This window comes from Maricaulis sp. D1M11 (assembly GCF_047308265.1).
Lineage (GTDB): Bacteria > Pseudomonadota > Alphaproteobacteria > Caulobacterales > Maricaulaceae > Maricaulis.
Window position 1 is genome coordinate 211,112 of record NZ_JBKQWY010000002.1, and the last position, 26,008, is coordinate 237,119.

Annotated in this window: 27 protein-coding genes; 7 read left to right on the plus strand and 20 right to left on the minus strand. The window is 60.5% G+C overall.

The window, feature by feature from the left end; translation table 11 throughout:
• Position 1 precedes the first annotated feature (1 nt).
• Positions 2-982, minus strand: a complete 981-nt coding sequence (locus RMQ97_RS05175) for an NUDIX hydrolase (RefSeq protein WP_413659789.1) — start codon at positions 980-982, stop codon at positions 2-4.
• Positions 982-1,602 (minus strand): HD domain-containing protein, encoded by a 621-nt coding sequence (locus RMQ97_RS05180; protein ID WP_413659790.1) that lies wholly within the window; start codon positions 1,600-1,602, stop codon positions 982-984. The genes RMQ97_RS05175 and RMQ97_RS05180 overlap by 1 nt, the downstream gene beginning before the upstream one ends.
• Before the next feature lie 235 nt (positions 1,603-1,837).
• Between RMQ97_RS05180 and RMQ97_RS05185 the strand changes: the two genes are divergently transcribed.
• Positions 1,838-2,212: a hypothetical protein gene (locus RMQ97_RS05185; RefSeq protein ID WP_413659791.1), complete on the plus strand. Its 375-nt coding sequence runs from the start codon at positions 1,838-1,840 to the stop codon at positions 2,210-2,212.
• 4 nt (positions 2,213-2,216) lie between these two features.
• Here the strand turns inward: RMQ97_RS05185 and RMQ97_RS05190 are convergent, their stop codons facing one another.
• Both RMQ97_RS05190 and RMQ97_RS05195 read right to left on the minus strand, forming a co-directional pair.
• Positions 2,217-2,834, minus strand: coding sequence for a nitroreductase family protein (locus RMQ97_RS05190; protein WP_413659792.1), 618 nt, complete (start codon positions 2,832-2,834; stop codon positions 2,217-2,219).
• Positions 2,831-3,730 carry an EamA family transporter gene (locus RMQ97_RS05195; RefSeq protein ID WP_413659793.1) on the minus strand — a complete coding sequence of 300 codons (900 nt, stop codon included), beginning with the start codon at positions 3,728-3,730 and terminating at the stop codon, positions 2,831-2,833. The genes RMQ97_RS05190 and RMQ97_RS05195 overlap by 4 nt, the downstream gene beginning before the upstream one ends.
• A 69-nt stretch (positions 3,731-3,799) precedes the next feature.
• Between RMQ97_RS05195 and RMQ97_RS05200 the strand changes: the two genes are divergently transcribed.
• Complete coding sequence (locus RMQ97_RS05200; protein WP_413659794.1) at positions 3,800-4,360, plus strand: MarR family winged helix-turn-helix transcriptional regulator; 561 nt, start codon at positions 3,800-3,802, stop codon at positions 4,358-4,360.
• Positions 4,361-4,381: 21 nt separating this feature from the next.
• Here the strand turns inward: RMQ97_RS05200 and RMQ97_RS05205 are convergent, their stop codons facing one another.
• Positions 4,382-5,428, minus strand: coding sequence for a hypothetical protein (locus RMQ97_RS05205; RefSeq protein ID WP_413659795.1), 1,047 nt, complete (start codon positions 5,426-5,428; stop codon positions 4,382-4,384).
• Positions 5,428-6,543 carry a beta-ketoacyl-ACP synthase III gene (locus RMQ97_RS05210; RefSeq protein WP_413659796.1) on the minus strand — a complete coding sequence of 372 codons (1,116 nt, stop codon included), beginning with the start codon at positions 6,541-6,543 and terminating at the stop codon, positions 5,428-5,430. The genes RMQ97_RS05205 and RMQ97_RS05210 overlap by 1 nt, the downstream gene beginning before the upstream one ends.
• A 214-nt stretch (positions 6,544-6,757) precedes the next feature.
• On the opposite strand from RMQ97_RS05210, the gene RMQ97_RS05215 reads away from it, so the two are divergent.
• Entirely contained in the window at positions 6,758-7,951 is a 1,194-nt protein-coding gene (locus RMQ97_RS05215; protein ID WP_413659797.1) for an ammonium transporter, read from the plus strand.
• A gap of 154 nt (positions 7,952-8,105) precedes the next feature.
• Here the strand turns inward: RMQ97_RS05215 and RMQ97_RS05220 are convergent, their stop codons facing one another.
• Positions 8,106-9,224, minus strand: coding sequence for a beta-ketoacyl-ACP synthase III (locus RMQ97_RS05220; protein WP_413659798.1), 1,119 nt, complete (start codon positions 9,222-9,224; stop codon positions 8,106-8,108).
• A gap of 386 nt (positions 9,225-9,610) precedes the next feature.
• On the opposite strand from RMQ97_RS05220, the gene RMQ97_RS05225 reads away from it, so the two are divergent.
• On the plus strand, positions 9,611-11,989 hold the full coding sequence (locus tag RMQ97_RS05225; protein ID WP_413659799.1) for a TonB-dependent receptor: 2,379 nt from the start codon (positions 9,611-9,613) through the stop codon (positions 11,987-11,989).
• A gap of 92 nt (positions 11,990-12,081) precedes the next feature.
• On the opposite strand, the gene RMQ97_RS05230 is transcribed toward RMQ97_RS05225, so the two are convergent.
• The 3 genes from RMQ97_RS05230 to RMQ97_RS05240 are packed head-to-tail and all read right to left on the minus strand — an operon-like array spanning position 12,082 to position 13,708.
• A complete protein-coding gene (locus RMQ97_RS05230; protein WP_413659800.1) occupies positions 12,082-12,291 on the minus strand; it encodes a hypothetical protein in 210 nt (69 codons plus the stop codon).
• Positions 12,292-12,305: 14 nt separating this feature from the next.
• The gene (locus RMQ97_RS05235) at positions 12,306-12,884 is read right to left on the minus strand and encodes a DNA-3-methyladenine glycosylase I (RefSeq protein WP_413659801.1); all 579 of its coding nucleotides are present in this window, start codon (positions 12,882-12,884) and stop codon (positions 12,306-12,308) included.
• Entirely contained in the window at positions 12,881-13,708 is an 828-nt protein-coding gene (locus RMQ97_RS05240; protein ID WP_413659802.1) for a YgfZ/GcvT domain-containing protein, read from the minus strand. The genes RMQ97_RS05235 and RMQ97_RS05240 overlap by 4 nt, the downstream gene beginning before the upstream one ends.
• A gap of 68 nt (positions 13,709-13,776) precedes the next feature.
• On the opposite strand from RMQ97_RS05240, the gene RMQ97_RS05245 reads away from it, so the two are divergent.
• The 3 genes from RMQ97_RS05245 to RMQ97_RS05255 are packed head-to-tail and all read left to right on the plus strand — an operon-like array spanning position 13,777 to position 16,875.
• Positions 13,777-14,739 (plus strand): glycosyltransferase family 9 protein, encoded by a 963-nt coding sequence (locus RMQ97_RS05245; RefSeq protein WP_413659803.1) that lies wholly within the window; start codon positions 13,777-13,779, stop codon positions 14,737-14,739.
• Positions 14,736-16,067: a dihydroorotase gene (locus RMQ97_RS05250; protein WP_413659804.1), complete on the plus strand. Its 1,332-nt coding sequence runs from the start codon at positions 14,736-14,738 to the stop codon at positions 16,065-16,067. Before RMQ97_RS05245 ends, RMQ97_RS05250 begins: the two co-directional genes overlap by 4 nt.
• Before the next feature lie 46 nt (positions 16,068-16,113).
• Positions 16,114-16,875 (plus strand): hypothetical protein, encoded by a 762-nt coding sequence (locus RMQ97_RS05255; RefSeq protein WP_413659805.1) that lies wholly within the window; start codon positions 16,114-16,116, stop codon positions 16,873-16,875.
• A 172-nt stretch (positions 16,876-17,047) separates the two neighbouring features.
• Here the strand turns inward: RMQ97_RS05255 and RMQ97_RS05260 are convergent, their stop codons facing one another.
• The 10 genes from RMQ97_RS05260 to RMQ97_RS05305 all read right to left on the minus strand — a co-directional run bounded on the left by RMQ97_RS05260 (position 17,048) and on the right by RMQ97_RS05305 (position 25,983).
• A complete protein-coding gene (locus RMQ97_RS05260; protein ID WP_413659806.1) occupies positions 17,048-18,226 on the minus strand; it encodes an ABC transporter permease in 1,179 nt (392 codons plus the stop codon).
• A 10-nt stretch (positions 18,227-18,236) separates the two neighbouring features.
• Entirely contained in the window at positions 18,237-19,394 is a 1,158-nt protein-coding gene (locus RMQ97_RS05265) for an ABC transporter permease (protein ID WP_413659807.1), read from the minus strand.
• A complete protein-coding gene (locus RMQ97_RS05270) occupies positions 19,394-20,092 on the minus strand; it encodes an ABC transporter ATP-binding protein (RefSeq protein ID WP_413659808.1) in 699 nt (232 codons plus the stop codon). The genes RMQ97_RS05265 and RMQ97_RS05270 overlap by 1 nt, the downstream gene beginning before the upstream one ends.
• 148 nt (positions 20,093-20,240) lie before the next feature.
• A complete protein-coding gene (locus RMQ97_RS05275) occupies positions 20,241-21,278 on the minus strand; it encodes an efflux RND transporter periplasmic adaptor subunit (protein ID WP_413659809.1) in 1,038 nt (345 codons plus the stop codon).
• Between the two features lie 193 nt (positions 21,279-21,471).
• Positions 21,472-21,945 (minus strand): TIGR02301 family protein, encoded by a 474-nt coding sequence (locus RMQ97_RS05280; protein ID WP_413659810.1) that lies wholly within the window; start codon positions 21,943-21,945, stop codon positions 21,472-21,474.
• Complete coding sequence (locus tag RMQ97_RS05285; protein ID WP_413659811.1) at positions 21,942-22,391, minus strand: NUDIX hydrolase; 450 nt, start codon at positions 22,389-22,391, stop codon at positions 21,942-21,944. Before RMQ97_RS05285 ends, RMQ97_RS05280 begins: the two co-directional genes overlap by 4 nt.
• Complete coding sequence (locus tag RMQ97_RS05290; protein ID WP_413659812.1) at positions 22,381-22,746, minus strand: VOC family protein; 366 nt, start codon at positions 22,744-22,746, stop codon at positions 22,381-22,383. Before RMQ97_RS05290 ends, RMQ97_RS05285 begins: the two co-directional genes overlap by 11 nt.
• An 8-nt stretch (positions 22,747-22,754) precedes the next feature.
• Positions 22,755-23,555 (minus strand): 3-hydroxybutyrate dehydrogenase, encoded by an 801-nt coding sequence (locus RMQ97_RS05295; protein WP_413659813.1) that lies wholly within the window; start codon positions 23,553-23,555, stop codon positions 22,755-22,757.
• 76 nt (positions 23,556-23,631) lie between these two features.
• Entirely contained in the window at positions 23,632-24,423 is a 792-nt protein-coding gene (gene yaaA, locus RMQ97_RS05300) for a peroxide stress protein YaaA (protein WP_413659814.1), read from the minus strand.
• Between the two features lie 123 nt (positions 24,424-24,546).
• Positions 24,547-25,983: an FAD-binding oxidoreductase gene (locus tag RMQ97_RS05305; protein WP_413659815.1), complete on the minus strand. Its 1,437-nt coding sequence runs from the start codon at positions 25,981-25,983 to the stop codon at positions 24,547-24,549.
• Between the last annotated feature and the right edge of the window lie 25 nt (positions 25,984-26,008).

Below are 26,008 nucleotides of genomic sequence, written 5' to 3' on the forward strand. Positions count from 1 at the left end.
GTCAGGTCTCGCGCAGGCGCGGTGTGGCCAGACCCAGGGCCGGACCTCCGCTCAACACTTCGCGGCGATAACGAAAGAGTTCCGCCGGTCGTCCGCCGGTCTGGCTTTCCATCTGTCCCGTGCCTTCGACAAATCCTGTGCGATCAAGCGCGCGGCGGAAATTCTGCTTGTGTAGTTTGAACCCGGTCATGCCTTCTACAACGGCTTGCAGCGCCGAGAGTGTGAACCGATCGGGCATGAGCTCGAACACGACGGGACGATACTTGATCTTGCCGCGCAGGCGGGAGAGGGCGGTGGCCAGGATGCGGCGGTGATCAGAGGCCATCGCCACGCCCAGCGGTTCGCCGGGATTGTGGGTTTCGGCCTGTCCATCGCGACGGGCTTCGGCCACAAGTTCGGCTTCGTAGAGCAGTTCGAAGCGGTCGAGCACACGTTCTTCATTCCACACGCCGGTCTCACCACCGAAACACTGTTTGATACGGTCATGGCGACCGGCCCGGCGGCCCGGAATGGCGGCTTCATCGGCCCAGGCGCGCAGGCGAGGGAGGATGTCGCCCTCAATGAGAGCGGGCTTGCCGTCGCGCCAGTCTTCCCAGGGGAAATAGCGATACCAGGAACGCCATTGGCCGCCGCCTTCCGGCGGGGTGGCGCGGTCCGGTGTCAGGGCCAGATATCCGACTGAAATGATACGTGCATCCTCGGAGCCAGTGAGGGCGGCCACTGGGGCTTCGCGCCCCCGATCTCCGAATGTGTAGAGCTGTTCCACATACCCCAGCTGGAAGCGCGCCTGTTCCGACACCCAGCGTCGCAGCCCGATCTCGAATGTGCGGTGTTCGGTCGGATCGAACGGACCGAAGGGCAGGGCATCTTCGGCGGCACTGCCCGGGCCAGGTGGAATGATCAGAACCTGCGGACAGTCTTCGCCCGCCCCGAGGATGACGGCATTCAGTCCGACAATCAGGCTCTGATCGGTCAAGGCCATTAACGCGACTCCACCTCAGCCAGCACGGTTTCAAACTGTTCCAGGAACAGAGCCTGCGCCTGGGTCACCGGCAAGGGTTCAATCCGTAAATCCAGGTCCGCCGGAGGACGGCCAAAGAATTTCACCGATTCGTCGTGTGTGAAACCGGCAATCTGGGTCGCTTCATAATAGGCACAGATCCGGTCAGCGCGCTTGATCTTGCGTTTGACCTCCTGGCTCATTTTCGGCGGCAGGCCGTATCGCAAGTGAACAGCCGCTTCCAGCCGATCCTCGAACACCCGGTAATCGACACCCAGAGCAGCCTTGAACGGGCTGATCATGTCGCCGATCACGTATTCGGGTGCATCATGCAGCAGACCGGCCAGACGCCAGCGATGATCCAGACCCGGATAGAGATGATCGAGAATGCGCAGAACGATCACGGAGTGTTCCGCGACCGAGAAGGCATGATCCCCCCGGGTCTGGCCATTCCAGCGCGCGACCCGGGCCAGACCGTGCGCGATATCCTCAATCTCCACATCAAACGGAGAGGGGTCGAGTAGATCCAGACGCCGTCCGGAGATCATACGCTGCCAGGCGCGGGGTGCCTTGGGTTCGGATTTTCGGGCCGTGGATGCCATGACGTCCTCTTATCCTGTCTGGCGCTTTGCTCCAAGTCGTCTCGACCGGGCGCTCCACGCTGAATGACGCAGCGGCGGCGCATAGCAGAGCCGTGCAGGGGACGCCAGTGATGGGCAGGGTTATCAACGACAACACACAGTGTGCGGATCCGTCGCGGGCTCAGAATCGATACGCGAATTGACGCGGTCGGTGTGAAATTGCCTTAATGACCATAATTAATTTATGGAGGATGTTATGTCGCTGACACGCGTCACACTGCGCTTGGGCCGCAATCCGGAGGCCGGCTTTCCCGACGGGAATGACAATCACGGCTATGTCATTGTTGCACCGCTGGATCTTGAGGGCATGCTGGATCTCGAACTCTGGCGGGACAACAAGGCGTCGTGCACCGTGAACCGGTTCTCACCCGACCCGGACGAGATTGCCGATGGCTGGCTGACACATCGCGGATCGCACTGGTTTTTCCATTATGACGAGGACCGGGAAGGGCCGGACGAACCGGTCTACCGTCTCGGTGAACACTCCATGCGAGTGGGTGACTATCTCACCATCCACGAGGCGGATGGGGATGACCTCACCTATAAAATCACCGAGACGGTCCGGCTCTAGTGGCTCAGAGCTGGGAATAGATCTGCGAGACGGGAAGGCGCGGTTTCTGGCTCCAATTGTTTGTCATCGCCGTACCGATACAGACGAGCACAACCGGCACCTCGCCCTCCGCCAGTTCAAAGGCGTCGTGCACCCGGTCCGGTTCAAAACCGGACACGCCGCCTGAGCCAAGACCCAGGGTTTCGGCGGCAAACATCAGGGTCATCGCGGCCAGGCTGGCCGAGCGAAAGGCTTCATCGCGGCGCAGGATCGGATTGGTTCCGTGGCTGCCATTGACCATGTCGACCCAGGCGTTTGCGACACCTTGCGGCATGATTCCGGCGGAGACCGAGGGTTCGAGGCGTTGGCCGATCTGTCTGTAGCCATCTGTATTGCCCACCATGATGAAGGTGACGGCGGCCTCCTCGATCTGCGACTGGTCGAAGGCCATAGCGCGCAGGCGGGCCTTGGCCTCCGGTGAGGTGACGGCAATCGCACGCCAGTTTTGCAGATTATAGGCGGTGGGCGTGCGCCGTGTGAGGTCCATCAGCCGGTCTAGCGTGGCACGGGAGAGGGTTTCGTCGGGTTTGAAGTTTTTGACGGAGCGCCGGGTTTCCAACGCCGTTTCAAGCAGAAGGTTCATGATGACTGTCCTTTCTGGGGCGAAGCCAGGACCTGTAGGGCGAACACGCTCACCAGAATGATCAGCATGCCCACCAGTCCAAGCGGGGGGAGAGATTGGCCGAGCAGGGCCCAGCCGAGCAGGGTCGCCGTGACCGGGCTCAACAGGCCCAGTGCAGCCATGGCGACGGGGGGAAGACGGGTCAGGCCGGTGAACCAGAACACGTATCCGGCCAGCCCTCCGGCCAGGCAGAGATAGAGATATCCGCCGATTTCCCGGTGGCTCAGCGCCGGCAAAGCGGGTTCAAAGGCCAGGGCGGCGGGCAGGAGTACGGCACCGCCGAGTGTGAGCTGCCAGCCCGTGAGGGCAAAGAGAGGCGCGTTGCGGCCCCAGGACCGGGTCAGGAGAATGCCGATGGCAAACAAGCTGGTCCCTGCCAGTGCTGCGATGACACCGATCGGGTCCCAGCCCAGCCCGGGTGTGAAGACCAGCAAGCCCATGCCCGCCAGTCCGCACAGGGCGAGGGCGATCTGGGTCCAGCGCGGACGACCGGCCCCCGCCATCCAGTTGAGCGCCAGGATCAGCACCGGGCTGATGGCGCCCAGCAGTGCGGCCTGGCCTCCGGGCAAACGATAGGCGGCGAGGAATAACAGGGCCTGGAAGCCGGAAATATTGATCAGAGACAATACCAGGATCCGCCACAGGCTGACGGGCAGGCGCCAGGCGCCAAAACCGATCAGCAGAAGCAGGCCGGCCGGCAGTGTGCGCAGAGCTGCGGCCATGAGCGGACGGCCCTCGGGTAAAATCTCCGTGGTGACGATATAGGTCGACCCCCAGATCATCGGGGCCAGCGCCGCCAGCAGGGTCAGGATGACGAGGCGAACGACGCGATCAGGGCTTGCAGTAACAAGGGTCATGGCTTTATCTTCAATTCAAGACATCTGACCCCGAACATGGGTATCTTGAATTCAAGATACAAGTGAAAAATGACGGAATCTGACGGAAATTTCGAACCGAATGTGGAAGCGACTGATTTTGTTGACGGTATTCTGGAGCAATGGCGCGCTGTCGCGCCCGGCCTGATGTTGTCGGACATGGCGACTCTGGGGCGATTAATGCGCACCCAGGTCTTGGTCGTGCGTCAACTGGAAGCCCGATACGCCAGGCACGGGCTCACAATGTGGATGTTCGATGTGTTGGCGACCCTCAAGCGGAATGGTCCGCCCTATCGTCTGTCACCCACGGCGCTTTATTCCAGCCTGTTGGTGACATCGGGCACAATGACACATCGACTGAAGAAGCTGGACGGTGAGGGCTGGATCCGTCGTGTGGATGATCCCGATGACGCCCGATCCATGCTGGTGGAGCTCACCGAAGCCGGTCACACGCTCATTGACAGGCTGGTTGTCGAGCATCTGGAGGAGGAAGCGCGTCTGCTCGCAGGGCTGGGTGACGCCGAGCGCCGAGCCTTGGACGAGGGCCTGAGAGCCCTCTCTCTCAATCTTGAGCACGTGTCGCAAACCCGCGCGGATGAGTCGGGTCGCTAGTGGGCTCGGGCAGAGTGAGTGTTAGTCGATCTGGTCCTCTGCCACGATGGCGATGAGTGACAGGTCCGGGGAAAGGGCCAGGCGTGTGACATTGGTCAGACCGGACAGATCGCCCACGGGGGTCCAGTCTTCACCGGTCCAGTAGACCAGCTGGTCGGAATGAGTGGAGAAAAAACCGGTCCGGTCATCGGGCAGACCGGCGGCCACAAAATCCTGTACGCCGGGCGGCAAGGCAAACAGCGCTGTGTCTTCCGCCGTGGCGAAATCGAGATAGTGGATCATGTGCTCCCCCTCGCTATCGGCAAGGGAATGATAGACGCCGGTCCCGCGGGGATTGCGCCAGAACGTCCGTCCGGGATTTTCGGCGATTTCGGTCACCGTTTCCGGCGTCGTGGTCCGGTCGATCAATTGCAGGGTGAAGGGGCCTTCCGTGCCGGGTTCTCCCAGGTAGAAGGTCACGACCTGGCGCATGTCGGTGGAGAAGGCGTAATAGCCCACCGGGGCCAGCTGATGCGCCGCGCGCGGATTGGCGTTGGCCGCATCCGCCAGATAGGCATTACCGGCATACCCACCGGGCGGTTGGTAGAGATAGGACAAAGCCGCTTCGGCCGGTGGTATTTTCGGTGAGTATTCGCTAGCGTCCGGTGTGTTGGTCAATTGTGTCTGCTGACCGCTGGTGAGGTCGTGACGCCAGATATCAGTGTTACCGGTCTCGCCCGCCGAGGTGTAGAGCACACCGCCATCAGTCGTGAAGAAGGGCTGATTATCATACCCGTCCTCACCAATATGTCCGAGCGCAGCTCCCAAAGTCGGGGTGCCCCCCTCCCAGTAGAGCGTGAACAGATAGATATCAGTGCCCATTGGAGCCGGGGCGGCATCCGCATCGGTCTCCGCAGGATCGTCTGAGTTGCCGTCCGTCTCTGTGGCTTGGGGTGCATCCGTTGACGCGGATGATCCGCTCGCTGGCACTGTGTCGTCTGTCTGCGCAGAGCAGGCCGTCAGGCCCAGTGCCAGGATCATCGACAGCAATAGGGGCTGGGCTGGAAGGGGGGGCAGGGCAGGTTTCATCACATCTTCCTCACGGCAGCCGCGCCCACGCCATAACCGGCGCCAAAGGCACACATCACCCCGGTTTCGCCCGGGGCCATGTCTTCAGAATGCATCTCGAAATTCATCACCACGCTCGACGAGGAGGTGTTGCCGTATTCGTGCAAAATGGCCGGTGCATTCTCCGGCGTGCGATCGCGGCCCAGAATGCGTTTGGCGATCATGTCCACCATGCGGATATTGGCCTGGTGCAGCCAGGTGCGGTGGATGTCAGCCGGTGCCAGATCCAGACGGGACATCAGTTCGGCGGCAACAACCGGAGCAAACGAGACCACATCCTTAAAGACCCGGTGCCCATCCTGATCCAGACCGACTTCATAATCGGGGTCTGCAACATATTCCGAACGATTGATGAATCCGAAATCGGAGCGCAGCGCGTTGGAGAACTTGTTCTTGGTATGAGTGCCCAAGATTTCCCAGCCCGAACTGGTGGCATCGCCCGCCTCGACAATTATCGCTGAGGCTGCATCGCCAAAAATGAAATGAACCTCACGGCGCGAATGCACATTGATGGAGGTCATGATTTCCGGTGAGACGACCAGAATGCGCCGGGCCTGGCCGGACTGGATCATGGTGTGGGCGATGTTGAGGCCATAGAGGGCCGAAGCGCAGGCCATGGTCATATCGAAGGACCAGCCTTCACAGCCGATCAATCCTTGCAGCTCGCTTGCGAGGGCGGGGAAATTGCGCTGTTGGGCGGAGCTGGCCACGATGATCCCGTCGAAATCGGCACCGGTGTATCCGGCTTTCTCCAGGGCCGGCGTAATGGCCTTCATCGCGAACTCGGCCTGAACACTGGTTTCATCCCAGCTGCGGGGCGTAATCCGGGGCACCATTTCATCGATGTCGAGAATGCCATCCTTTTCGATGACATGACGGTTCTTGATCCCGGAAGCGCTTTCGATGAAGTCGGCACTGGACAGCGGTTTGGCCTCAAGCGTGCCGGCGGCGATAGCGTCCGCGTTCTGTGCATTGAACCGTTCAGAATAGGCATTGAAACTGGCAACGAGCTCGGCATTCGAGATTTCCGGTGTCGGAACATAGGTGCCGGTTGCGCGCAGAATGGTTTTAACCACAAGTCACTCCCCTGTCTTGGATCCAGCCTAGCAAGTGCTGCACCGCAAGCAAATGATTCCGACACGCTTGAATTCGCAGCTGCAACACGATGGGGCGGAGCTGCTTCAATCGCGTGCAGACGGGTGGTCTTGCCGTTGGATGGACCGCGTCAAATCGACTCCACCCGAATTCCACACCTAGCGTCCTTGGCTCCACACAGTCGCGGAGAAGACAATGGATAGCGGTAGCATTGCCTGGATACTTACCTCGACCGCACTCGTTCTGATGATGACCCTGCCGGGTCTGGCCCTGTTTTATGCGGGCATGGTGCGGCGTTCGAATGTTCTTTCAACCATGATGCAAAGCCTAGGAGCAGCAGCGGTCGTGACCGTGCTCTGGGCTCTGATCGGGTATTCACTGGCCTTTTCCGATGGTGGGCCGGTACAGAGTTTTGTCGGCGGTTTCGACCGCATAGGTCTGGCGGGGCTGACCCCGGAGACCGAATCCGGAGGTTTGCCGGAGAACCTGTTTTTCATGTTCCAGATGACGTTTGCCATCATCACCGTCGCGATTATCGCCGGTGCCGTGGTGGAACGTATCCGGTTTTCGGCCTTTTTGATCTTTGCCGGGATCTGGCTGGTCCTGGTGTATGCACCGATCTGTCACTGGGTCTGGGGCGGCGGCTTTCTGGCCGATGCCGGTGTCCATGATTTCGCCGGCGGGGCGGTCGTGCACATCAATGCCGGTGTGGCCGGTTTGATCCTTGCGAAGTTCGTCGGCCCGCGCAAAGGCTATCCTCAATCCATGTCACCGCCGGACAATTTGGTGCTCACCGTTGTGGGGGCCGGACTGTTGTGGGTCGGCTGGTTTGGTTTCAATGGAGGATCCGCTTTGGCGGCCGACGGCGTGGCGGCGCATGCGTTTGTCACAACACAGATTGCGGCAGCCAGTGCGGTTCTCGTCTGGATGGGAATTGAATGGATCACGCGCGGCCAGGCCAGTGTTCTGGGCGCGGCATCGGGGGCCATTGCCGGCCTTGTTGCGATTACCCCGGCGGCGGGTCTCGTTCCCAGCTGGTCGGCCTTCATTATTGGGGCCGGTGGGGCCGCGGCCGCCTATTGGGGCGTCACGGGCCTCAAGCGCTGGGGCAAATGGGATGACAGTCTCGACGCTTTCGGTCTGCACGGTGTTGGCGGGCTCGTCGGTGCGGTGCTGACCGGTGTGTTTGCGGCGGATAATGGCCTGATTACGGGCAATATCCTTCAGGTCTGGACGCAGACCTGGGGGGCACTGGCCGCAGCGCTCTACAGTGGCGTGATGACGTTTGTGATCGTGTTTGCGCTTTCCAAGGTCATGAAATTGCGTGTGACCGAGGAAGAGGAAACCCAAGGCCTCGATACGAGCCTTCACGGCGAGTCGGTCAACTAGGACCGCACACCCTGTTTCGTTCACAGTTGAGGGGATTGCTGTGAGCGGTTGGCTGGCGCGCCTGGAGTGATCCGGGCGCGCCGCTGGTTTTCAGATCATCAAAAACCGGGACGTTGCCCCGTCCCAAGGCCGGGCCCCGGATTGGGGCAAAGGCCTAGGGGCGTTTTTCGATGACAACCGAGCCGACGGAGTAACCCGCGCCGAAGGAACAGATCAGCCCCTTGTCGCCCGCGTCAAACCCGTCATTGTGCCGGTGGAATGCCACCAGGGAACCGGCGCCGGCGGTGTTGGCAAACTCGTCCAGGATGACCGGCGCTTCGCTTTCGTCGAATTCACGGTCGAAGACCTTGCGGGCGATCATCATGTTCATGTTGATATTCGCCTGGTGCAGCCAGAGTCGTTTCATGTCGGCGCTGGAGAGGTTCATGCCGGAAAGCTGGTCGAGGATCAGCTCGGCGACCATCGGACAGACCTCTTTGAACACTTTGCGGCCTTCCTGGACAAAATAACGGTCCTCGAAAGAAGGTTCGGGGTCTTCCGACGCGTTCAGGAAACCAAAGTTCGACCGGATATTATTCGAGAACTGGGTCTTCATCGTGCGGCCCAGAATGCGCCAGCCACCGTCACCGGCATAGTCTTCAGCTTCCACCAGAAGCGCCACGGACACATCACCAAAGATGAAATGGCTGTCACGGTCACGGAAATTGAGCTGGGGTGTTGTGATCTCGGGTACCACGACCAGAACCGAGCGGGCCATGCCGGTCTCGATCATGTTGATCGCATTGATCAGGCCAAACGTGCCGGATGAACACGCGACGCTCATGTCATAACCAAAACCGGAAATACCCAGCGCCTGCTGGATCTCGATCGCCATGCACGGATAGGTGCGTTGCATGGATGTGGCCGAGCAGATAACGGCGTCCACGTCCTGGGGGTCCCGTCCGGCAGTGTCGAGCGCCTGCCCGGCCGCCGCCAGACCCGCTTCCGCCATCAGGGACAGGGCCTCATTGGGACGCGGTTCGACCCGTGGGCGCATGCGCGAAATGTCCAGTACACCCGCCTTGTCGATGCAGTATCGGGCCTTGATGCCGGAGGCCTTCTCGATGAAGCCCGAAGAGGATGGGTTCTTGGGTTCCACCGTGCCGCGCTCGATGGCGTCGGCATGTTCGGCGTTATAGGCCTCAACATAGGCATTGAAACAGGCGACGAGTTCGTCATTCGAGATCGAGGCGTCCGGGGTCCAAAGACCACTGGACCGGATCACAGCTGCCATTGCGGCGCTCCTTACGCGTCATGCAGAAATGTCCGCGGACCATAGTCCCGCCGGGCCCAATGGTCACCATCCATGCTGCTTTTCTCAGCGGGGCACCCAAAAAGCAGACATCTGGTTTTATTTTGCTGCGCAGCAAAATGAGGTGTTCCAAGAGACAATACTGTATGGATGTCATGCGACTTGAAAATGTCCCCGTTTGAACTAATCGCTATGAAACAAGAGTTTAGAAGTAAGGTGTGTTGCCCTGGAGGCACATGCTGCACAAATGCTGCGCCGCGTCATGACTCCGTCATGGAAGCGTTTTTGAAGCGTCATGATTCAGGCTTAGGCCCCGCTCCGACGGCGCTCCAATTGGGGGGAGGGCCGAACGGGATATGGAGTTTCCTATGACCACCAAGTTTCGCCTGCTGACGGCGACCGCCGTGCTGGCCGCCATGCCGGCTGCACCGGCCTTCGCCCAGGACCAGGACACGTCTTCCATGGAAGTCATCACCGTGACGACCCAGAAGCGCGAGCAGAGCCTGGCTGATGTTCCGATCAACATCACGGCTTATGACACCGAGCGCCTGAACATGCTGTCGATCACACAGTTCGACGAGCTGTCCGATTTCGTGCCGGGTCTGGAAATCCAGGAACAGTCTCCGAACAATCCGGGTTTTGCCATTCGCGGTATCACCTCCGATGACGGTTCGTCTGCCGGTGAAGCCCGCGTCGCCGTGTTCCAGGACGGTGTGTCCATCTCCCGCGCCCGCAGCGCCTATGTCGAACTGTTCGACATCGAGCGTGTCGAAGTCGCCAAGGGTCCGCAAGCCACGCTGTTTGGTCGCGGCGCTCTGATCGGCGGCATCAACATCATCCAGAACAAGGCCGAGCTCGGCGAGTTCAATGGTTCCGTTCGGGGTGGTTTCGGTGATTTCGAAACCCGCGAGCTGGGCGGTCACGTGAACATCCCGGTTGGCGATATCGCAGCTGTCCGTTTCGCGGCGACCCACCGGTCCAACGAAGGTTATGTCGAGAACGCTCTGGGCGGCGACGCCATGAACGCTGTCGACGTGACGGCCTACCGCGCCGCAGCACGCATCGAACCGAATGACCGTTTCACGCTCGACGTGATCGGCAATTTCCAGGAAGACACGCCGGAAGGTGGTACGTCCTTCAAATCCAACGCGATTGCGCCGATCGGCGGTTCGCTCGAGCCGTGGGAACCGGCCGCGCTGAACACGTTTGGTAATTTTGAAGACGGCTCCCCGCTGGGTATCAACCGTCAGGTTTATGGTGTCACGGCGATCGCCAATTACGAGATCAATGACGCATTCACGTTGAACTCCATCTCGGCCTGGCGTCGTTTTGAAGGCACCGAGATCTTTGATCCGGATGGCACCTTCCTCAACTTCCTGGCCGTGGCTGAAGACGCTGCTGGTTATCAGTGGAGTGAAGAACTGCGCCTGAGCTATGACAATGGCGGCCGTGTCAGCGGTTTTGTCGGCGCGTCCTGGTTCAACGAAGCCGGTCGTCAGCGCATTCCGCTGATGACGGACGAGGCTGTCGCCCAAGCCTTCCTCGCCCCGGTCGTGGCCGGTGGTGCAGGCATGACCGTGGAACAGGTTGAAGCCCTGCTGACGCAGCTGGGTGTCCCGAACGCGGACGGTTTCGACAATCCGTTCAACCCGCTGCGCATTTCCGTGCCGGCACTGGCGGCAAACAGTGTGATCGTTCCGCTGAACCCGGCCTATCTGGAAGAGACCACCAACTTCTCCGAAACCACCGCCATCGACCTGTTCGGTGATATCACTTTCCAGGCGACGGATCGTCTCGAGCTGACCGCCGGTCTGCGCTGGACCCGTGAAGAGAAGCAAAGCTCTGTGCAGGCGTTCAATGTTGGCGGCCCGAACAATGTCACGTTTGGCCCGACCCTCTTCCTGCCGGCCACGCCGAACGGTGCCAAGGTGACTTCGGATGAGTATGAGTTCGACGACTTCACCTGGCGCGTGGCTGCCAATTATGACGTCAATGACGCGCTGAACGTCTGGGCCTCTGCGGCTCGCGGTCGTCGCCCCGACGTCATCGCTTTCGACTCCAGCGCCCCGGATTTCTTCGTGACAGTGCCGGCGGAGATCGTCGACAGCTTTGAAACCGGTCTGTTCTGGACGGGTCCGAACACCACGGTGCAGGCCTCCGTGTTCTACTCTCTCTATGAGAACTTCCAGACGAGCCGTTTCGAGCCGAACAACGCGGTCTTCATCACTGATAATGCCGGTCAGGCCACGCAATACGGTCTGGAAGCCCAGGTGGATCATCGTTTCAGCGAGAACTACGCGCTATTCGCCACCTATGCCTATAACTTCGCCGAGTTCGACGACGAAGATGACCAGGGCAATGAGCAGGAGTTTGCAGGCAACACCTTCCGCCTGTCTCCGGAGCATGCTGTCTCTCTCGGCTTCCTGGCCGAATTCGACATCATGGACCTGGGTACGCTGTCCTTCGTACCGACCTATACCTGGCAGTCGGAAGTCTTCTTCGACAATGACAACGACCGCTTCGACGCCGTTCAGGACGAGTTCCAGGACAGCTATGGTCTCCTTGACCTGAAAGTGCGCTTCGACGCGGCCGGTGATGAGAGCTGGTGGGCCGAAGCCTACGTCGAGAACACGCTGGACGAGGAATACATCATCGATGCGGGTAACACGGGTGACGCCTTTGGCATCCCGACCTTCATCGCCGGTGCTCCGCGCAACTACGGTATGCGTTTCGGTACGCGCTTCTAAGCCTGACAGGCTTTAGGACTGGCAACGGCCGGCGGAGTGATCCGTCGGCCGTTTGTCTTGGATCGTCTGGCTGTGGGCAGAACCGGGCGTGTTCAGTCTTCCACGCGATGTCGTGGCTGCACCCGTTCATGCGTGTCTTCGCCTTCACAGATCCAGCTGCCAGGCGGGGCGACATCATGCGGGCCAGCAGGGACGCAATCGCCCATTCCCATTTCCTCGGCCGTGGGTGCAGACCAGGTTTCGCATCCGGTCAGTCCGAGAAGCGCCAGGCCGGCAAGGCTTACAGTGATGGTCTTGGTCATGCATTCCCCCAGTTTTAACGAACGAGGGCTTGGACCTCGCGGTGGCGCGGACAGCGGACTTCGTGATCATTCACCAGCCCGACCGCCTGCATGAAGGCGTAAACGATGACAGGGCCGACAAATTTGAAGCCTCGGCGTTTGAGATCCTTCGACAGCGCGACCGACAGATCGGTCTGTGTGGGGATCTCGGCCTGGGTTTCAAACAGGTTCACGACCGGCGAGCCATCTACATAATCCCAAAGATAGTCGGAGAAATTCCCGCCCGTCTCCTTAAATTCCAGATAGGCGCGTGCATTGGTGATGGCGGCGCGGATCTTGGTTTCCGAGCGTATAATGCCAGGATCCTGCATCAGACTGGCAATCTTGGTGTCGTCATACCGGGCGATCATGCCCGGTTCGAACTCGTCGAAAGCCGCACGCAAGGTCTCACGTTTGCGCAGGATCGTGATCCAGGCGAGGCCGGCCTGGAAGCCGTCCAGCATGAGTTTTTCCCACAGCGCTCGCTCATCATATTCGGGTACACCCCATTCGGTGTCGTGATAGGCGGCATAGATCGGATCGGGCGTGTTCACCCAGGCACAGCGATAGGTCATTGGATTTTCGGGGCAGCGTCGTCCGGTTCCAGCTCGGCGCGGCGATGCACGGTGACGCGGCAATCTCCGGCCACCAAGGGCGCATCCACCTTGTCCAGCTTGTCGAGGCGAATGAGTGCCGTGGCGCTGGATCCCGAGGAGGCGGTAATCTCGCCCACGGCAACGCCGTCTGCTGTCAGCGGTGTGCCTGCCGTCGGGGCCTGGTCCTCACAGGTCACAGCCAGGGTGCGTTTGCGAATCGTGCCACGACGCTTCATGCGCGAGACGACTTCCTGTCCGATGAAACAGCCTTTCGTCCAACCGATCCCGGAATAGGCGTCCAGGTTCACATCGGTTGGAAATACTGCGGATCCGGCATAATCCCGCCCGAAGACCGGAACACCCTGTTCGAGCTCGACAGGGGTCAGATCCGCAGTCTCTCCCGCTTCGGAGATTTCTGTTATGCCCCGATAAACGCCATTCAGGCGGGGGTCGTCAACGGCACCCTTGAAGGATTTGTGCGACCAGACAGAAACAAGATCATCGCGTCGCGATAATGTCACATCTGCCTTAAGGCGATACAGGGTGAGGCGTTTAAGCAGTGCATCGGCCTCACTTTCAGGAACATCCAGCCAAACGGTGTCGCCGCGCACAAAGACGAGAAAATCGACGATGATCTTGCCTTGCGGGGTCAGGAGTGCGCCGGTCCGGGCTTCTGTGTCCGGCTGCCCCTCCACATCTGTGGTGATCACACGTTGCAACAGGGCACGCGCCTCAGGTCCTGTGAGGTCCAGCAGTGCTCGTCCGGGCAGGCGGGCGGGGAGGGAGGTGTCATTCATGGTCATATGTCGCATATGGCATTGTCATCGCGTCTGGCCAAGAGTGCCCGGTGCGGGTTAAGTCCGACGCTATCATGGAACGCATTCTTTTCATCACCTCCACCCGTATCGGCGACGCTGTGATTAACTCCGGTGTGCTGGCTCATTATGTGGACACGCATCCCCAGGCCCGTTTCACGATTGCCTGCGGGCATCTGGCTGCGCCGCTGTTCGAAGCGGTGCCGCGCCTTGATGACATCATCGTGATGAATAAACAGCCGATGGGCGGGCACTGGCTGAACCTGTGGCGGCGTACGGTCACGCGGCGATGGGACCGGGTGATTGATATGCGCTGTTCGGGCACGGCCTGGGCGCTGTGGGCCCGACACCGGCATATTCTGGCGCGGGCCACGCAGCCGATGAACAAGGTGTATGAAGCCGCGAGCGTGATCCCACTTGATCCGGCGCCTCATCCCCATCTCTATCTGAGTGAAGACGCGCAGGCGCGTGCGACAGCACTTTTCCCGATAGGGCGCGACGTGCTGGCGGTGTGCCCGTCTGCCTCCATGCCCTACAAGACCTGGCCCGGGGATCGCTTCGGCGCGCTGCTGGACGAGCTGACCGGTCCTGACGGGGTCATGGCCGGGGCGCAGATCGCGATCTTCGGAGGACCCGGCGATAAGGCGGCGGCTCGCCCAGTGCATGAGGCGCTGCCGGACAAACAAATCATTGACCTGACCGGGGAGCTGGCCTTGCCGGACGTCGCGGCCTGTCTGGCGCGCGCGCGTCTGTTTATCGGTAATGATAGCGGACTGATGCATATGGCCGCGGCCGTGAACACGCCGACACTGGGTCTGTTTGGTCCTTCGGATGAGCGGAAATACGGGCCTTTTGGCGAGCATACGGCTATTGTGCGCGGACCAACCCCGTTTTCCCAGATCGATGCGGCCTATCCCGATCGCAAGCTTCATCCGGACAGCCTGCTGCAGGATCTTGAAATTGATGCAGTTATCGACGCCGCCACGCGGCTCTACAAACGCACGGAGCGCACCACATGAGTTATGATCTGATCCTCAAGGGCGGCGAGATCGTCAATCATGACGGTCGGGGCAAGGCCGATATCGGTGTGACAAACGGCAAGATCGCCCGGATCGGAGATCTGTCGCAGGCCGATGCCGGTGAGATCATTGATTGTACGGGGCTGATGGTTCTGCCTGGCGTGATCGACAGCCAGGTGCATTTCCGCGAGCCGGGCATGGAGTGGAAAGAGGATCTGCAATCAGGATCCTTGGCCGCTGTGATGGGCGGTGTGACCGCTGTTTTTGAAATGCCCAATACCGAGCCGACCACCACCTCGCCGGATATGATGACCGACAAGCTGGCCCGGGCCAAAAATCGCATGCATTGCGATCATGCCTTCTATGCCGGTGCGACCAATGAAAACTCCGGCGTGCTGGCCGAGATGGAACGCATGTTGGGCTGCTGCGGTGTGAAGGTTTTCATGGGCGCGTCAACAGGCTCGCTCCTGGTCCAGGATGATGAAGGCGTAGAGCGGGTCCTGAATGCCATCAATCGCCGGGCGGCCTTCCACTCCGAAGACGAATACCGGCTGGCCGACCGTCGTGGTCTGGCCGTGGACGGAGACTGGACCAGCCACCCTGTTGTGCGTGACGCTGAAGCGGCGATCATGAGCACCAAGCGACTGATCCGACTGGCGCGCAAGACGGGCAAACGCATCCACGTCCTGCATATCTCGACGGCTGAGGAAATGGATATCCTGGCGGCCAACCGGGATATCGCCAGTGTGGAAGCCACACCCCAGCACCTGACGCTGGAAGCGCCGGGTATTTACGAGCAGATCAAGGGACGCGCTCAGATGAACCCGCCCGTGCGCGATGCGCATCACCGGGCCGGTCTGTGGCGGGGGCTCGAACAGGGCATTGTGGACGTGATCGGCTCCGACCATGCGCCGCATACCCTGGAAGAAAAGGCGAAACCCTATCCGCAAAGCCCGTCTGGCATGCCGGGTGTGCAGACCTTGGTCCCGATCATGCTGGACCATGTCAATGCAGGGCGTTTGACCATTGAACGGTTTGTCGATCTGACATCCGCCGGTGCGCAGCGGATCTTCGGGATTGCGAACAAGGGGCGTATGGCCGAGGGCTGGGATGCCGATTTCACCCTTGTTGACATGAAGGCCGAGGTGGAGATCACGGATGAGTGGTCGGCATCGAAATGTGGCTGGACCCCGTTTGCCGGACGCACGGTCAAGGGCTGGCCTGTGGGCACGATTGTGCGCGGTCGTTCGGTGATGCGCGATGGCGCCCTGGTGGGTGAAGGCCTGGGCGAGCCGGTTCGCTTCCTCGAGGCCTTGCCGCAGGCGTAAAGCTTGGCTATGTGCGGGTTTTGAGAGCCTCAACGGGATAAGGCAGATGGACCGCCAGAGCTTTTACTTCTTCGATATCGACGAAAATATTCTCCATTTGCCGACCCGGATTCACTTGCTGAACACGGTCACCGGCGAAGAACGTGCCATGCGTCAGCATGAGTATGAGGATATCAAATCCTATCTCGGTGTGCCGGGGCTGTGGGAAGACTGGGCGGATCCGCCCGCCAAGGCCTATCGAGAATTTGCCGATGGCCAGGATCGTCATGGCGAGGAGTATTTCCTGCGGGATATTCGCCGGGCGCTGGATACGGCCAACTGGCGGGGGCCATCCTGGTCGATCTTTAAATATGCCGTGCTCAAGCGCCGTCCGGTGGCGATCATCACGGCTCGTCAGCACAGCCGCGAAACCATCATGGCCGGTATCCGTTTGCTGGTCGAGGCCGGGCATATTCCTGAAGAGCCGGACTATCTCGCTATCCAGCCGGTCTCCAATCCGCAGGTGCGCGAGGAGCTGGGTGCGCATATGACGACGGCCGGGCTGAAGCGTATTGCCATTCGCAAATGCGTCGAAATGGGGCTGGAAAAATACGGCCGCGATTTACCGCACTCGTTTGGCATGTCCGATGATGACCTCAAGAACGTCGATCTCATCACCTCGGCCATGCTGGAATGCAAGATCGACTATCCCGAGAAACGATTCTTTGTGATCTCAACCAATCGTCGCCGCCATGTGAAAATGGAGATTTTCGCGCCGCACAAGGATGCGGAAAAACTGCGCGAGGCCGAGGATGATTATTACGGCTAGGGATCGGACGGTTCGGCAGGGGCCACACCACGCCGGCTGAGGGGAGGTCATTCTCAACCTTCCCCGGACCCCAGCGATGATCTCAAGAGACGCGACGTGGAATGGAAAAGGGCGCAGCCAGCTGGCCGCGCCCTTTCTTGTGTGCCGTATGAGGGCGTGTTTTGACCGATGACTAGCTGCGGTGAACCGCCAGCAATGGGACGTAGGCCGAGCGGATTGCCGGAACCAGACCCCCAAAGAAGCCGATGATCATCGCCAGGACCATGCCGGTGATAATGGAGTCACCCGTGACGGCGAACGAGAAGACAACCTGGGTAAAACCGGAGCCCAGGGTCGAGGCCGAAACTCCATTGAACACCAGATAGACCATCAGCGCACCGAGGAGCCCGCCCAGCGCCGACAGGATGATGGATTCCACCATCGTCCCTATGGCAGCGGCGAAGCCGGAAAAACCGATGGCCCGGAGCGTTGCAATCTCTCTCATCCGGTTGTCGACGGAGGAATACATGGTGTTCCAGGCCCCTGCGAGGGCACCAATCGCCATGATGATGGAGAGGGGCCAGCCGATGAACTCAATCAGAACTGCGGTACCGCCCGCCTGATTGGCGTAGAACTCGATCTCGGGCTCGATGTCCAGATTGAGCTGTGGGTCGTTCTCGGCATACTCCCGCAGCGCGTCGATCGCTGTCGGCGTGGTGAGCTGAACCCGGATAGACTGAACTCCGGTGCCTCGATTGTAGAGGTTCTGGATGACGGCGAGGTCCGCCCAGATTTCACTTTCAAAAACGCTTCCGCCGGTCGAGAAAATACCCACAACAACCCATTCATTGGATCCCAGTCGGATGGTTTCACCGAGGTCGAAGCCCTGAAATTCGCGAATGATAGCCTCACCCACGACCAGTTCATTGGTGCCCGGTTCAAACATCCGTCCCTCGACCAGTGTCAGGCCATCGCGCAGTGCCACGGCCTGTTCGCCGACCCCGCGCAGGGGCAGGTTGGCCTCGGTCTGGGACGCACGCTTGATACCATCGACGATGACATACAGCTCGCCCGAGACAAGAGGCTGATCCTCGGCATTGCGCGCAACGCCAGGTGCTTCCTCGATCAGGCGAACCTGGTCCCGGCTGAGACCGGAATTGAGTTCGGCCTGGGACCCCGCCCGCAGGATCACCGCGACATTCTCGGAACCCGTTCCCGAGAGCGTTTGGCGAAAGCCGTTCGACATGGCGAGAAAGCCCAGAAGAACACCCGTCACCAGGGCGATGGAAATTATCGTGGCCAGGCTCAGGCCAGCGCGTTGCGGAATGGACCGCAGATTGATCATTGTGACGGCGCCGATTTGTTTCAACATGACGCGTCTCCTACTGCTTGCCGAGCGCGGACACGATGTCCACACGCTGTGCGTTGATGGCCGGGATGAGGCCTGTCAGCAATCCCAGCAGAACCGCCAGTCCGACCCCAGTCAGGAAGACGTCCAGAGGCAGGCTCAGTCCGGGAAGGAAGGCTGAGACAGCAGCGGCCAGGGCGCTGACCACGCCATAGGCCAGCCCAAGCCCCAACAGTCCCCCGATCAGCGCGAGCAGGATGGATTCAGCCAGAACCATCCTGAAAATCCGCGGAGCCGGAAAGCCCAGGGTTTTCATCACCGCGATTTCGCTGGTGCGTTCATTGATCGCAGTGACCAGAGTGAAGCCGACAATGATCAGGATGGTCACAAAGGAGGACCCGACAACGGACAGCAGAATGAGCGCGATATTGCCGAACTGATTGGCAAAGGCCTCAGAGAAGGCGGCCTCGGTGGAGGTTTCGGTCTCTGCGGGCGAGTTGGCAAACAGTCCATCAATCGTGTCGATGACGATCTGGTTCTGCTCGGCGGAGACGGTATTGATCACCATCCAACCAATCTGATCCCGATTAAACGCCAGCGCTTCGTTATAGTAATCATAGTGGAACATGGCGTAGTTGGCCGGGTACTCGTCCGTTTCACCGTCAAAAATGGCGCAGATGTCCAGTTCCCACGATGAGGTGCCGTCCGTTTTTTGCCAGATATTCGAGAGAAGCGGGATCCGGTCGCCCACCGACCAGCCGTAAAGACCCGCCAGGTCTTCACCAATCGCTACACAGGTGCGAGTGTTGATGAAGGCCTCGGCCTGACCCGGCGGGAAGACGAGTTCCGGATAGACCTCCAGCCAGGAGGCGGGCTCGACCGCAAAGGTTTGAACCTGTTGGGTCGGGTCTTGATAATATCCCCCGAACCAGTTGGCGTGACTGGCGCTTTCCACCCCCTCCAAGGCCTGGACCCGGTTGTAGTAGGCGATAGGCATCGAGACGGTGAAATTGATCCGGTTCACCGTCACCAGACGGTTTTCGGCTGCCAGCTCTGATCCGGAATTCCACACGGCATAAAAGGCGCCCAGGCCGCCATAGATGAAAAACGCGATCAGGATGGAGAAGGTGAGAAGAATGGCTCTCAACTTCTTTCGGAAGACATTCTTCCGGATGAGCGTGAGATCATTCATCAGGCCATCTCCGCCTGGCTTTCCACGAAGCGACCCTTGTCCAGACGCAGCTGGCGCGCGGCATACTCGGCGGCGGCCGGGTCGTGCGTGACCATGATGATGGTCTTGTTCAGCTCGCGATTGAGAAGCTGCAGGGTTTCCAGGATTTCGTCGGCCGATGTGCGGTCGAGGTCACCGGTGGGCTCGTCACACAGCAGGACTTTCGGGTCGGCGACAATGGCGCGGGCAATTGCGACACGCTGTTGCTGACCGCCCGAGAGTTGGCGCGGACGGTGACCGCGACGATCGGCAATACCGACGATTTCCAGGGCGGTCTGGACCCGCTGTTTGCGTTCACGGCCTGACAGCTTGGTGAGCAGGAGCGGGAGTTCCACATTCTGCGCCGCCGTAAGGGTGGGCATCAGATTATAGAACTGGAAGATGAAACCGACATGCGAGGCCCGCCACTGGGCCAGCTTGCCCTGGGACAACTGGTCGACCCGAACGCCTTCACAATCCACGGCACCACCCGAGGGTTTGTCGATCCCGCCGAGCAGGTTGAGCAGCGTGGTCTTACCCGATCCGGACGGTCCCATAATGGAGATGAAGTCCCCTTGGGCGATCGTCATGTTGAGTTCTTCGAAAATCGTGATCGTTTCCTTGCCCCGCGTATAGCGTTTGGACAGGTCGGTCAGTGTGTAAAGCGGTGTTTCGCTCATAGTGATCTCCTCACATCCTCCACCCGATTGGCTCCCATACCGCCAGGCGGATACCCTCGATTGACCCGCCGAAACGGGCCGTCCCCATGATGATCCCGGCAGGCCGGGTTGAACGCACTTTAAATATTAAAGTGCGCAACGGATAGTCTTACTCGACAAATGTCACGCGCGAGGCCATGTCCGGCAGAATGCGTTCATCGCGTTCCAGAAAGGCGACGCGAACTCGGATTGTGGCCCGGCTGCGGTCAGCTGTTGGAATAATCGCGGCGACCTCCGCGCGGATGCGCCAGTCAGGATAGGCATCCAGGCGCGCTTCCACCGCCTGGCCAGCGGAGATGCGGCCGATCTGACCTTCATTCACATCCACTTCGATTTCCAGCGAGTCCATATCCACCAGCGTGGCGACACCGGTCCGGGTGAAACCCCCGCCCGCGGAGGCCGGGGACAGGATTTCACCGACCTGGGCATTCTTCGCGATCACCACGCCGGAAAAGGGAGCCCGCACGACATGGCGGTCCACCAGATCTTCCTGGCTGGCGATTGAAACCCGTGAGGCAGCAAGATTGGCGCGGGCGGCAGCCAGCTGGCCGGTCAGGCTATCGACCTGGGACTGGGAGGCCGTCAGCGTGGCCTCGGAGGTGAAATTGCGTTCCACCAGGGTTTCAGCCCGCGCGAGGACCCGGCGGGCTTCGGCCAGCTGGGCTTCCAGAGACACAATACTGGCCTGGCTGGCGGTAAACTGCGCGCGCAACAGGTCCAGCTGCAGCCGGGCGCGGGTGTCATCCAGACGGGCAACGACCTGGCCGGCTTCCACAACCGTGCCTTCTTCCACCAGGACTTCACGGATCCGTCCGGTGATCTCGGCGGAGACAGTGGCCTGGCGCCGGGCAACGACATAACCCGAGGCGACGAGACCACCGGCGCGCGGGGCTCGGGTGATGGTTTCAGCGGGGGTCGGTGCGGGTGTGGTTTGCGCCGGAGCCGGAGTATCAACCGCTGCGACAGGTGTCGGGGCGGGCGCGGCCGGTGCGGTGTCCTGACCGAAGAACCACCAGCTTGCGCCGGCGCCGGCTCCGGCCGCCAGGAGGGCAATCACCGCCACACCGACAAGGCCTATTCCACCGCCCGACGTCTCTTCGCTTCGATCGATACTCAAGGAGTGTAACTGTTCACGACGGTCTGACATGCATTTCCCCTACACTGGACAACCCACTGGCCTTTTACCGGTTCCCACACAGGTTGAGAACGGGATTATGACCCTGGGTCGTCCCTGTCCTGTTTTTGCAAACTTGCCCGGCCCTAACGATACGCATTGCGCGAGTGAACGGATGCTCTGCGCGAACAGACACGTGGCAAGTGGCGCGGCGCCGCGAAAAGGTTCAGTCGAAATATGCGGTCCGCATCATTTCCGACAGATCCCGTCCACGATGCGCGAGTGCCCGCCTTTCCGCGTCGACCTCGGGGCCGCACAGCGGGCGATAGCGTTGTTGAACGCGATAGCCATCATTGAAACGCTCGATCAGGCGACGGCGCAGATCCGGATTGCCGTCCGCTTCCATCTCCAGCAATTGCACCATCTGCTCGCGCCATTCCTGGGCATCCAGACCGTCACAGGCATAGGAGAGATAGTGGAGCTCACCCAGTGTGTAGGCGAGATAGGGCAAAACCCGGCGTGTATCAGTGGGTGTGTCCGTGGCGGTGTTGTCGCGTTGGGAAAGAGCCGGACTGTCCTGCGTTTTCGGTCCGGGCTGCAGGGTGTTTGATGGCTGGGCATGAGACATCGTGCCCGGTGCCAGCAAGACCAGGGCGGCGATGAGTGATGTGCAAACCCCGGCGCGCATGGCGAGCATCATGGCAGGGTTTTCAGGCCAGACAAGTTACGGGTGAGTTCATGTGCGCGGCCGATGACATCACGCGTCTTGTCCCATCCGGTAAGCCGAATGGCCTCGTCGAGCGGGAAGAAGGCGGCCGCATTCACATCATCATCAGGATAGGGATCCCCTGCGGTCCACACAGCGGCATAGTCGACCAGCAGGTAATGCCAGTCGCCGGGAGCGCCCGGTTCACGCGCACCGATACTGTCAACGACATCGACCAGGCCGATAATCCGTGCAGAGACGCCGGTTTCCTCGGCCAGTTCGCGAATGGCGGCTTCCTGGGCGGTTTCGCCATGCTCGATCTTGCCGCCTGGTATCGACCACTCGCCGACATAGGGCGGTTTGCCCCGGCGGATCAGCAGGATCTCGTCATCGCGCACGACGACCACGCCGACCGCGGCAACAGGGCGCTCAGTCGACATCATATTCGCCAATGTCAGACCAGATGGCGAGTTCATTGCCGGCCGGGTCCGTGAAATGAAACCGCCGCCCGCCCGGGAAGTTCAGCTTCTCGCCGACCTGGCCGCCCGCATCACTGACACTCTGTTCAAGGGCCTCCAGATCATCGGATTTGAGCACGATCAGCGCGTTGGTGGCCTTGGGGCCGTCGACACGCGCGAGACCGCCATCCAGCCCGGCATTGGTGAAGGCCGCATAATCGGGTCCGTAATCCTCGAACGTCCAGCCGAAGGCCTTTTGGTAAAAAGCCTTGCCGCGTTCGAGATCGTCCACCTGAAGCTCGACATAGTCGAGCCGGGCCAAGGGGGTATCGGTCATAGGTCCGCCTATTTGGCGGTCCAGCCGCCATCCACACTGATCCAGGAGCCATTCATATTGGCGCCTGCATCCGAGACAAGATAGAGCAGCGCTCCGGCAAGCTGTTCATAAGTCACGAATTGCTTGGTCGGCTGCGCAGCCAGAAGGACATCGCGCACAACCTCTTCCTCGCTGATCCCGCGCGCGCGGGCCGTATCACCGATCTGGTTTTCCACCAGCGGGGTCTTCACATAGCCCGGACAGATCGCATTACAGGTGATGCCCTGTTCCGCCACTTCCAGGGCCAGGGATTTGGTGAATCCCATCACGCCATGCTTGGCCGCGACATAGGCCGATTTGAACGGCGAGGCGACCAGCCCGTGCGCAGAGGCGAGGTTGACAATACGACCCTTGCCCTGGCGCTTCATGATCGGGACGGCAGCTTTGGCCGCATGGAAGACCGAGGTGAGATTGATACCGAGAATGGCGTCCCACTTGTCTTCGGGAAATTCATCCACCGGCGCGACATGCTGGATGCCCGCATTATTCATCAGGATGTCGAGCCGACCGAAGGCTTCTTCGGTAGAGGTGACCAGGTCGCTGATCTCGTCCGGCTTGAGCATGTTGGCGCCGTGATAGCGCACTTCGACGCCATGTTTTTCGGCGAGGCTGGCGCGCAGGGTTTCGATCTCCTGCGCATCGCCCAGCCCGTTGAGGACAATGTGGGCGCCGTTTTCAGCCAGGGCATCCGCCATCGCGGCGCCAATGCCGGACGTGGAACCCGTGACAATGGCCACCTGGCCGCTCAGATCCGTGCGAATTCCCGACATGAATACCCCTTCAAGTTTGCGTTTGGCACACCTAAAGCGAGCGTGCGGGGCAGGTCAAGCGCAAGTCAGGTGGAGGTTATGCGGCTTTTTTGCCTGCTGCGACGGGCTGAGGACGGGTGAAGAGGAGATTGTCCGGCTTCGAACCGTCTGTCTCGAAGCGATATCCACCCAGATCGAATTGTTTGAGGTCGGCCGGATCGGTCACCCGGTTCTCGATGGCCCAGCGCGCCATCATGCCGCGGGCCTTTTTGGCATAGACCATGAGCGCGCGCAGCTGTCCGTCCTTTTCTTCCTTGAAGGTGGCCGTGAAGACGGGGGCCTTCAGGGCCTTCTTGGGAACGGATTTGAAATACTCGTTAGATGCCAGGTTCAGCACGAAGGGCGTCTCACACTCGGCTTCCAGGGCGTTGATTTCCTTGGCGATAAGGTCGCCCCAAAAGTCATACAGGCTCTCACCGCGCCGCGTGTGCAGCTTGCGGCCCATTTCCAGGCGATAAGGCTGGATCGCGTCGAGCGGCCGCAGCAGGCCGTAAAATCCAGACAGGAGACGCAGATGATCCTGGGCATAGCTCAGAGCGTCATCCGAGAGGGTTTCAGCTTCAAGACCGCGATAGACCTCGCCATTGAAGGCAAAGGCGGCCGGTTTTTCTCCGGGCTGATCGGCGTTAAAGGCCTGGAAACGCGCGTGATTGAGCTGGGCCAGATCATCGGAGATGCCCATCATCGCCTTGATCTTGGCCACCGACAGGCCGCGCGTGGTCTTGGAAAGGATGCGGGTATGCTCGATCAGTGCCGGCGTGGTGACGGGCAGATCCCGGTCTACCGGATCAAAATTCATGTTCTTGGCGGGCGAGAGCAAAACCAGCATCGCGAATCTCCTTGTTCACCGGGAAAGATAGGCTCACGCCAAAAGGCTTTCCAGTCGCGCGCACGGTGAGCCGGCATGATTTGCTCAATGCCGGAAATAGAGGGATCCGATGACGCGGGTCGCTCAGGCCTGGGTCAACAGAACACGGGGATTCATGATGCCCTTGGGGTCGAGCGCTGTCTTGATTGCGCGCATGACCGCCACATCGACCGGTTTGAGGCGGGCGAGTTCCTCACGTTTGAGAATGCCAATGCCGTGTTCCGCCGAGATGGATCCGTCAAACTCGGCAACGGTGTTGTAGACGATGGCGGAAATCTCTTTGGCCTTGGCCATGAAGGCCTCGGCCTCACCCGGGCTCGGAGAGGCAAAATTGAAATGCACATTCCCGTCGCCGACATGGCCGAAGCAAAACACCACAGCCTCCGGGAAGGCGTCGGTGACCCGCTGACTGCCCAGCGCGATGAATTCGGCCATGCGCGAGACGGGGATCGAGACGTCATGCTTGACGGATCGGCCATAGGCGCGTTCCGCTTCCGCAATGCTCTCACGAATGCGCCAGAAATCCTTGGCCTGGGTGTCGTTTTCCGCGATCGCCCCATCCTTGATCAGATCCTGTTCAAAACCCTCGCCCAGCGCGTCTTCCAGCGTTTCGCGTGCCCCCTCTGCCCGGCCGAAGCTCATCTCGCAGACCACATACCAGGCTTGCGGGCTTTCCAGCGGGTCACGCGTGCCCGGCACGTGTTCCAGGACGCGTTCCAGCGCGATACGCGGCAGGATCTCAAAGGCCGTGACCGCATTGCCGGACAGGCGTTTGGCCAGACCCAGGAAAGTCACGGCGTCCTCGACACTGTCCAGGCCGATAAAGGCCAGCTCGGTGCGGGCCGGGCGGGGGAAGAGTTTCAGCGTGGCTGCGGTAATGATGCCTAGCGTTCCCTCGGCGCCGATCAGCAATTGCTTGAGATCATAGCCGGTATTGTCTTTGCGCAGGCCCGTCAGACCACTCCAGATCGAGCCGTCCGGCAGCACGGCTTCCAGACCCAGAACCAGATCGCGTGTCATGCCATAACGCAAGACCTGCACTCCGCCGGCATTGGTGGAGATGAGACCTCCGATCATGGCAGAGCCTTGCGAGCCCAGGGAAAGCGGAAACAGCCGGTCGGCGTCAGCGGCGACGCCCTGCAGGGTTTCCAGCACGCAGCCTGCCTCGACAGTCATGGAATCATTGTCCACATCCATCTCGCGAATCCGGGTCATGCGCTTCAATGAGATCAGCACTTCGCCTTGCGGGGTCGCGGCACCGCACAGGCTGGTATTGCCGCCCTGGGGCGTGATCGCGATGCTGGCCTCCGCGCAGATCTTCACGGCAGCGGCAACCTCCTCGGTAGAGCCGGGCTTGAGCAGGATCGGTGTCGATCCCTGGTAACGACCGCGCCAGTCCTCGACATGCGGGGCCAGCTCGCTTGCATCTTCCGACCAGCCTTTCGGGCCCAGCGCCGTTTTGAGGGCGTCGCGCACCGTATCGGTCAGGGCGGTCTGGGAGAGGGTGGGCGTATCAGTCATGGCGGCGTCTCGGTCTGGGGCGTTG

What these genes read in the sequence shown, in the direction of transcription:
- RMQ97_RS05175 (WP_413659789.1), bottom strand. Translation starts at nt 982, where the DNA reads ATGGCCTTGACCGATCAGAGCCTGATTGTCGGACTGAATGCCGTCATC.
- RMQ97_RS05180 (WP_413659790.1), bottom strand. Translation starts at nt 1,602, where the DNA reads ATGGCATCCACGGCCCGAAAATCCGAACCCAAGGCACCCCGCGCCTGG.
- RMQ97_RS05185 (WP_413659791.1), top strand. Translation starts at nt 1,838, where the DNA reads ATGTCGCTGACACGCGTCACACTGCGCTTGGGCCGCAATCCGGAGGCC.
- RMQ97_RS05190 (WP_413659792.1), bottom strand. Translation starts at nt 2,834, where the DNA reads ATGAACCTTCTGCTTGAAACGGCGTTGGAAACCCGGCGCTCCGTCAAA.
- RMQ97_RS05195 (WP_413659793.1), bottom strand. Translation starts at nt 3,730, where the DNA reads ATGACCCTTGTTACTGCAAGCCCTGATCGCGTCGTTCGCCTCGTCATC.
- RMQ97_RS05200 (WP_413659794.1), top strand. Translation starts at nt 3,800, where the DNA reads ATGACGGAATCTGACGGAAATTTCGAACCGAATGTGGAAGCGACTGAT.
- RMQ97_RS05205 (WP_413659795.1), bottom strand. Translation starts at nt 5,428, where the DNA reads ATGAAACCTGCCCTGCCCCCCCTTCCAGCCCAGCCCCTATTGCTGTCG.
- RMQ97_RS05215 (WP_413659797.1), top strand. Translation starts at nt 6,758, where the DNA reads ATGGATAGCGGTAGCATTGCCTGGATACTTACCTCGACCGCACTCGTT.
- RMQ97_RS05220 (WP_413659798.1), bottom strand. Translation starts at nt 9,224, where the DNA reads ATGGCAGCTGTGATCCGGTCCAGTGGTCTTTGGACCCCGGACGCCTCG.
- RMQ97_RS05225 (WP_413659799.1), top strand. Translation starts at nt 9,611, where the DNA reads ATGACCACCAAGTTTCGCCTGCTGACGGCGACCGCCGTGCTGGCCGCC.
- RMQ97_RS05230 (WP_413659800.1), bottom strand. Translation starts at nt 12,291, where the DNA reads ATGACCAAGACCATCACTGTAAGCCTTGCCGGCCTGGCGCTTCTCGGA.
- RMQ97_RS05235 (WP_413659801.1), bottom strand. Translation starts at nt 12,884, where the DNA reads ATGACCTATCGCTGTGCCTGGGTGAACACGCCCGATCCGATCTATGCC.
- RMQ97_RS05240 (WP_413659802.1), bottom strand. Translation starts at nt 13,708, where the DNA reads ATGACCATGAATGACACCTCCCTCCCCGCCCGCCTGCCCGGACGAGCA.
- RMQ97_RS05245 (WP_413659803.1), top strand. Translation starts at nt 13,777, where the DNA reads ATGGAACGCATTCTTTTCATCACCTCCACCCGTATCGGCGACGCTGTG.
- RMQ97_RS05250 (WP_413659804.1), top strand. Translation starts at nt 14,736, where the DNA reads ATGAGTTATGATCTGATCCTCAAGGGCGGCGAGATCGTCAATCATGAC.
- RMQ97_RS05255 (WP_413659805.1), top strand. Translation starts at nt 16,114, where the DNA reads ATGGACCGCCAGAGCTTTTACTTCTTCGATATCGACGAAAATATTCTC.
- RMQ97_RS05260 (WP_413659806.1), bottom strand. Translation starts at nt 18,226, where the DNA reads ATGTTGAAACAAATCGGCGCCGTCACAATGATCAATCTGCGGTCCATT.
- RMQ97_RS05265 (WP_413659807.1), bottom strand. Translation starts at nt 19,394, where the DNA reads ATGAATGATCTCACGCTCATCCGGAAGAATGTCTTCCGAAAGAAGTTG.
- RMQ97_RS05270 (WP_413659808.1), bottom strand. Translation starts at nt 20,092, where the DNA reads ATGAGCGAAACACCGCTTTACACACTGACCGACCTGTCCAAACGCTAT.
- RMQ97_RS05275 (WP_413659809.1), bottom strand. Translation starts at nt 21,278, where the DNA reads ATGTCAGACCGTCGTGAACAGTTACACTCCTTGAGTATCGATCGAAGC.
- RMQ97_RS05280 (WP_413659810.1), bottom strand. Translation starts at nt 21,945, where the DNA reads ATGATGCTCGCCATGCGCGCCGGGGTTTGCACATCACTCATCGCCGCC.
- RMQ97_RS05285 (WP_413659811.1), bottom strand. Translation starts at nt 22,391, where the DNA reads ATGTCGACTGAGCGCCCTGTTGCCGCGGTCGGCGTGGTCGTCGTGCGC.
- RMQ97_RS05290 (WP_413659812.1), bottom strand. Translation starts at nt 22,746, where the DNA reads ATGACCGATACCCCCTTGGCCCGGCTCGACTATGTCGAGCTTCAGGTG.
- RMQ97_RS05295 (WP_413659813.1), bottom strand. Translation starts at nt 23,555, where the DNA reads ATGTCGGGAATTCGCACGGATCTGAGCGGCCAGGTGGCCATTGTCACG.
- yaaA (WP_413659814.1), bottom strand. Translation starts at nt 24,423, where the DNA reads ATGCTGGTTTTGCTCTCGCCCGCCAAGAACATGAATTTTGATCCGGTA.
- RMQ97_RS05305 (WP_413659815.1), bottom strand. Translation starts at nt 25,983, where the DNA reads ATGACTGATACGCCCACCCTCTCCCAGACCGCCCTGACCGATACGGTG.